Source organism: Streptodolium elevatio (assembly GCF_040649515.1).
GTDB classification, from domain to species: Bacteria; Actinomycetota; Actinomycetes; order Streptomycetales; family Streptomycetaceae; genus Yinghuangia; species Yinghuangia elevatio.
The window spans coordinates 1-6,255 of record NZ_JBEZFP010000238.1; the positions used below are offsets into that span (position 1 = coordinate 1).

A 6,255-nucleotide genomic window follows, 5' to 3' on the forward strand; every position below is an offset into this window, starting at 1 on the left:
CGTCCTTGGTGCGGAAGTGGTAGTACAGCGCCGCCTTGGTGACGCCGACGCGGTCGGCGATGGCCTGGAGCGAGGTGCCCGCGAACCCGTGCTCGCCGAACAGCTCGACGGCCGCCGATAGGACCTTGTCGTACGTGTCCTCGGGTGCCGGGGCGACCATCATCACTCCTCCCCATGGCCACTGCGCCCGCCCGGTGGCCCGGGCTGGACCTGCGGTGCGCACCGAACGTACGTGGAAGATTGACGAATGACAAGGCATGCGGTCGAGAAAGTCGCTGTGACTCCCCTGCCCTGTATGTGATTTGTGCTTGCCATGCGGCAAGTGATCACGACGTTTCCGGCCTGTCGGCCCCCGCCCGAGGCGGTCAGGTCACGGTCCGGTCCCGGGGACGCGGCGCCAGGTGTCGGTGGCGAGGTCGTGCCGGACCAGTCCCAATCGTTCGTCGCCCGGCGCCCGGCGCTTCCAGTCGCGGTGCGCATCGACGCGGTGCACCGCGTCCGGCAGTTCGGCGATGGTCGGGATCAGTGCGCGTACGAAGTCGCAAACGGTCAGTCGGGCCGGCCCGGGGTGACCGAGCTCTGCCGGGGTCGGTCGGTGCGGTAGTCCAAGGCGGCAACTTCGGGGTGGTGGAACTCGAAGGCCGGCGACTCGGAGCGGATCTTGGGGAGGTACGTGAAGTTGTGGCGCGGAGGCGGGCAACTGGTGGCCCATTCGAGCGAACGGCCGTAACCCCAGGGGTCGTCGATCAGGATCTTGGGGGCGTACTTGTGGGTTTTCCACACGTTGTACAGGAAAGGCAGGGTGGACAGACCCAGCAGAAACGATCCGATGGACGAGATCATGTGCAGGTCGGTCCAGCCGTCGGAGGCCAGGTAGTCGGCGTACCGGCGCGGCATGCCCTCGGCGCCCAGCCAGTGCTGCACGAGGAACGTGGTGTGGAAGCCGACGAACAGCGTCCAGAAGTGGATCTTCCCGAGGCGTTCGTCGAGCATCGTGCCGGTGAACTTGGGCCACCAGAAGTGGAAGCCGGCGAACATCGCGAACACCACGGTGCCGAAAACCACGTAGTGGAAGTGCGCGACGACGAAGTACGTGTCGGAGACCTGGAAGTCCAGCGGGGGCGAGGCGAGGATGACGCCGGTCAGTCCGCCGAACAGGAACGTCACCAGGAATCCGGCCGCCCACAGCATCGGTGTCTCGAAGGACAGCGATCCGCGCCACATCGTGCCGATCCAGTTGAAGAACTTCACACCGGTCGGAATCGCGATGAGGAACGTCATGAACGAGAAGAACGGCAGCAGGACCGACCCCGTCACGAACATGTGGTGCGCCCACACCGTCACCGAGAGCCCCGCGATGGCGATGGTCGCGCCGACAAGGCCCTTGTAACCGAAGATCGGCTTGCGGGCGAAGACCGGGATCACCTCGGTGATGATGCCGAAGAACGGCAGCGCGATGATGTACACCTCCGGATGCCCGAAGAACCAGAAGAGGTGCTGCCACAGAATCGGTCCGCCGTTGGCCGGGTCGTAGATGTGGGTGCCGAACTTGCGGTCCGCCTCCAGCGCGAACAGCGCGGCGGCGAGAACCGGGAACGCCATGATCACCAACACCGAGGTGAGCAGGATGTTCCAGCAGAAGATCGGCATGCGGAACATGGTCATGCCGGGCGCCCGCATGGCCACGATCGTGGTGATGAAGTTGACCGAACCGAGGATCGTCCCGAACCCGGACATCGCCAGGCCCATGATCCACATATCGCTGCCGATCGACGGCGAGCGCACGCTGTCGCTCAGCGGCGTGTACGCGGTCCACCCGAAGTCCGCAGCGCCCTGCGGGGTCAAGAACCCCGCCACGGCGATCAGCGACCCGAACAAGTAGAGCCAGTAGGCAAGCATGTTCAGCCGGGGGAAAGCCACATCGGGCGCGCCGATCTGCAGCGGCATGATCCAGTTCGCGAAGCCGGCGAACAACGGAGTGGCGAACATCAGCAGCATGATCGCGCCGTGCATCGTGAACGCCTGGTTGTACTGCTCGTTCGACAGCAGGTGTTCGCCCGGGCGCGCCAACTCCGCACGGATCAGCAGCGCCAGGACGCCACCGAAGGCGAAGAACACGAACGACGAGATCAGGTACAGGCTGCCGATGGTCTTGTGGTCGGTCGTCGTCAGCCACCGCACGACGGCCGTGCCAGGGCGCTTCGGCCTGGTCGGCGCCAGGGGGTTCGCCGGTGCGGGGGCCGGATCGAACGACGGGGATCGAACGTCAGTCACGAGTTCTCCGTAACGGTGTGCAGACAGAGCAGTTCACGGGCGGCCGGTGCATCCCAGGACGACAGGACAGGCGGAGTGCGGCGCTGCCGGACACGCGCTGTCATCGCACGGCGACCGCGGTCGGCCGCCTGGCGGCTGCGCTCGGCTAGCGGCTGCGCACGGCCCAACCCGCCAACCCGAGAACCACCGCGAGCCCCAGGACGGCGACAGGCGCCACCACCGTCATATGCCGACCGCTCAGGACGAGCGCGGTACACAACCCGACGAGGAGCGACGCGCAGACCACCACAGCCGCGGCAACCCGGACCCGCCGATGCGAAACCCTCCCCGCCACCGGCCCCAACTGACGGTCGGCCCGCAACCCCGCAGCGATCGCGTTCCACGACCGCCGTTCACCGCGTGTCAGAACTCGCTCGTGCACCGCGCACCTCCGTCACCGGGACCCGTTCCCGGCCAACTTCCCGCAACGGCCCCGCGAGTGTCGCGTCCCCCGCACACGTTCGCCGCACAGTTCATCCGTCCGGCCCACGCGGCGCTCCGCCCCGCTGCGGCGAGGGGGCGTGGTTCTCGGGCGTGTCCCGCAGCATCTCGTGCGCGGTCCCCTGGTTCGGATGGCCGCGGCGAAAGGAGCGTGGCCGGACCCACAGAGGTCTGCACAACGCAGGTCTGCTCGTGTCTGAACGCTCGGATCGGGGGCAGCCGCGCAGAGCCCGAAGATCACGACCCGCCACTCCACAGGAGTCGTCATGAAAAGCAGAGCGAGCGTCGCGGGCCACCCGCTGCATCCGATGTTGGTTTCGTTCCCGATCGTGGGTTACACCGGTGCCCTGGTCGGCTACGCGGTCTACGGCGGGACGGACGACCAGTTCTGGCTCAATTTCGCCATTGTGATGAACATCGTCGGCGTCGCCGGCGCGGTCCTGGCCGACCTGCCCGGTCTGGTGGACCTCGGCGCTGCCGTCCCCAAGGGTCATCCGGCCAAGCGGGTCGGCATGATGCACGCCGCGCTGAACGTCCTCACCCTCGCGCTGTTCGCGATCACGCTCGCGGTGTACGCGTCGCACTGGAACGGCCCCGCCCGAAGTGCGACCTTCGGCGTCACCCTCGGCGCGATCGGGGTGGCCTCGATGCTCGCCGCCGGGACCCTGGGCTGGTCGCTGGTCCATGACCACCTCGTCGGCGTCACCGGAACCAGGGCCCGGGAGGGCACCGAATGGGAGGCGACCACGGCCGCCGACCGGACGCGCGGAAGCCACCGCTGACCCGCACGCCGACGGACGTGGCGCGACATCACCCCGAACGCGGCGATGCGGTCGGGGAAGGCGACGTTTCCCTCGGTGTGCGCAGCGCGAGGATGGCGACGTCGTCGGTGCTTTCGGGTGGACGGACGCGGGCGAGAAGCAAGTCGCAAAACTCGCTGAGCCGCCGACGGCAGAGGGCGGCGGCGTTGCGGCGCAGGCGGTCGAACCCGACATCGATCGCCTGGTGGGGGACTTCGATGAGGCCGTCGGTGTAGAACACCAGGGTGCTGTCCGGAGGGAGCCGGAGGGTGCCGTCGGTGCGGTCGAGTTCGAGGCCGCTGCCGAGGAGCATGCCGTGCCCTCCGTCGAGGAAGCGGGCCCGTCCGTCGGGGGTGGCCAGGAGCGGCGGAGGGTGCCCGGCGTTCGTCCAGATGAGGCTCCAGTCACCGTTTTCGGTGGCCTCCAGACGGGCGAAGATCAAGGTCGCCATCGCGGCGTCGCTGATGTGGAGAAGTGCCTGGTCGAGCCGTCGAATGATGAGGCTTGGTGGTTCGGAGTGATCCCAGGCGAAGGCACGCAGCATGTTGCGGACCTGCGCCATGCCGGCGGCGGCTTCGAGGTCGTGGCCGGCGACGTCACCGATGACCAGGGCGATGGACCCGTCGGGAAGCGGGAATGCGTCGTACCAGTCGCCACCGACCTGCGAGGCGTCCGGGGCGGGCAGGTACCTTGCCACCATTCCCATGCCGGGGACGTGGGGAAGTTGAGGCAAGAGATGGCGCTGCATGGTCTCGGCAACCGCGCGTTGGCGCTGGTACAGCCGCGTGTTGGAGAACGCCAGTCCGGCCCGGCGGGAGACGTCCTCCAGCAACGAGAGGTCTTCCGGGCCGAAAGCGTCCGTCTGCTCGCTGCGTCCGATGGTCAGGGCGCCGAGCACTTCGCGTACGCCGCGGATCGGCGCGATGGCCACAGAATGCATGCCGGTGGCGTCGAAAAGCTCGCGTTGGGCCTCGGCGATGCCCGAATCGGGCGGGCCTTGGTAATGCCCCGGCCCGGCAAGGGAAGCGGCCGCGCCGCGCAGGGCCCGCGACAGCGGCATCGTGGAGCCTTCCGGGACGGGGGGCATCGGCCCCTCGAGGTCGCGGCGGCGATGCGTCACGCCGTTGTCGTGGTGCACGACGGTGTCGCGCCGGACCTCGCCGCCCTCCGCGATCAGGTCGACGACAGCCCAGTCCGCCAGCCGCGGTACCAGCAATCGCGTGAGACGCTGCACGGCTTCGTCGGTTTCCAGCGTTGTGGTGAGGGTGGTCGTGGTTTCGGCGAGGAGCGCCAGCCGCTCCAGTTCGCCCAACGCGGACGCGTCGACCGCGTCGCCCTGCCGTGCTTCGGCGGCTTCGTGGAAGACGACGAACGCGCCGACATCCCCGTCCTCAGTGGTGTAGGGGGCAAGCAGCCATCCGGCGCGTAGCAGCGTTCCGTCGCCGCGTTCGAGCCAGACAGCATCACCCTGTGCGGCCTGGCCCGCGAGGAAGGCCCGCATCATCGCGCACTGAGAGGGAGCCAGGCGTCCGCCCAGCTCGTCCCGGTGCAGGAAGTCGTGGCCGTCCTGCCCGACGAGTTCCGGAGCGGAACGGGCGAGGAGCTTGCAGGCTCGAGCGCTGACCTCGACGATCCGGCCCTGGTCATCGACCACGTACATGCCGACCCCGGCGATTTCCGCCACCCGCCGCAGGAGAGCCCGCTGAGCGTCCATCGTGGTTCCTCCCAGGCTCAAGCCCCGTTGGGAACAGTCTTACCGGCGAAACCCGCCGGATGGACAAAGCTCACCACGGTCGCTTGTGGCGGCAGGAACCGTACGGCCGTCTGCCGCCGTCGCGTGTCTCCCCTCAAAAACACCCGACGACCGCAGCACCGCCTCACCCCGCAGCCCCCACATCCCGCGGTGATACCCCCACTCGTCCCGAACAACAGCAGCGCCGAGGCCGCGAACACCGAACACGCCGCCACCGCCGCAGCCGAACGCGACACCACGACCAAGACGACCCCGCCCGCCAACGCGAGCGGAGACATATCGGCATGCAGCCAACCCCGCATCCGCGGCTTCAACACCGCCGCCGCACGCTCCCCACCTCCCTCCACACCGGTGCTTTCCGGACCCGCGGCCATCGTCGGCCGGGTTGGCCCGCCCGCCGGTCGTGCCGGCAGGCGGATCACCGGGTGTGTCTGGCACGGTGCCGGGGCGGGGCTGCTGCCCGCGCGCCGGCGGCGTGGTGTTTTCGGCGATCATGCGCTCATCTTCGGGAGTGGGCGGACAAGCGCGGCACCGGCACGTGAGCACAGGTCATACGTACACGGATGCGGCTCATACGTGCACGGATGCGGCGCGGTATTCGGCGTTGAGACGCTGAGCCTCCTCGAGCTGGTCCTCGAGAACCACGATCCGGCAGGCGGCCTCGACCGGGGTGCCGCGGTCGACGAGTTCCCGCGCCCGCGCGGCGATACGCAGCTGGTAGCGGGAGTAGCGGCGGTGTCCGCCCTCGGAGCGCAGCGGCGTGATCAGGCGGGCTTCACCGATCGCACGCAGGAAGCCCTGGGTGGTGCCGAGCATCTCGGCGGCGCGGCCCATCGTGTAGGCGGGATAGTCGTCGTCGTCCAGACGACCGAACGAGTCCTCAGCTGTCATCTGCACCTCTCTCACGGAACGTCTTGGCGGGGAACGCGTGGAGGGGCCCTGGCGCCA

5 protein-coding genes are annotated in these 6,255 nt (G+C 68.6%); 1 reads left to right on the forward strand and 4 read right to left on the reverse strand.

Annotated elements, in window-relative coordinates:
• Together AB0C36_RS42255 and ctaD are read right to left on the reverse strand one after the other, a co-directional pair.
• The coding region (locus AB0C36_RS42255; protein WP_358364896.1) for a TetR/AcrR family transcriptional regulator at nucleotides 1–163 on the reverse strand (163 nt) is incomplete at its 3' end.
• 386 nt (nucleotides 164–549) lie between these two features.
• Nucleotides 550–2,220 carry an aa3-type cytochrome oxidase subunit I gene (ctaD, locus tag AB0C36_RS42260; protein ID WP_358364899.1) on the reverse strand — a complete coding sequence of 557 codons (1,671 nt, stop codon included), beginning with the start codon at nucleotides 2,218–2,220 and terminating at the stop codon, nucleotides 550–552.
• An 800-nt stretch (nucleotides 2,221–3,020) separates the two neighbouring features.
• On the opposite strand from ctaD, the gene AB0C36_RS42265 reads away from it, so the two are divergent.
• The gene (locus AB0C36_RS42265) at nucleotides 3,021–3,536 is read left to right on the forward strand and encodes a DUF2231 domain-containing protein (protein ID WP_358364889.1); all 516 of its coding nucleotides are present in this window, start codon (nucleotides 3,021–3,023) and stop codon (nucleotides 3,534–3,536) included.
• 28 nt (nucleotides 3,537–3,564) lie between these two features.
• On the opposite strand, the gene AB0C36_RS42270 is transcribed toward AB0C36_RS42265, so the two are convergent.
• Both AB0C36_RS42270 and AB0C36_RS42275 read right to left on the reverse strand, forming a co-directional pair.
• Nucleotides 3,565–5,268 (reverse strand): SpoIIE family protein phosphatase, encoded by a 1,704-nt coding sequence (locus AB0C36_RS42270; RefSeq protein WP_358364891.1) that lies wholly within the window; start codon nucleotides 5,266–5,268, stop codon nucleotides 3,565–3,567.
• A 609-nt stretch (nucleotides 5,269–5,877) separates the two neighbouring features.
• Nucleotides 5,878–6,198: a MerR family transcriptional regulator gene (locus AB0C36_RS42275; RefSeq protein WP_358364893.1), complete on the reverse strand. Its 321-nt coding sequence runs from the start codon at nucleotides 6,196–6,198 to the stop codon at nucleotides 5,878–5,880.
• Between the last annotated feature and the right edge of the window lie 57 nt (nucleotides 6,199–6,255).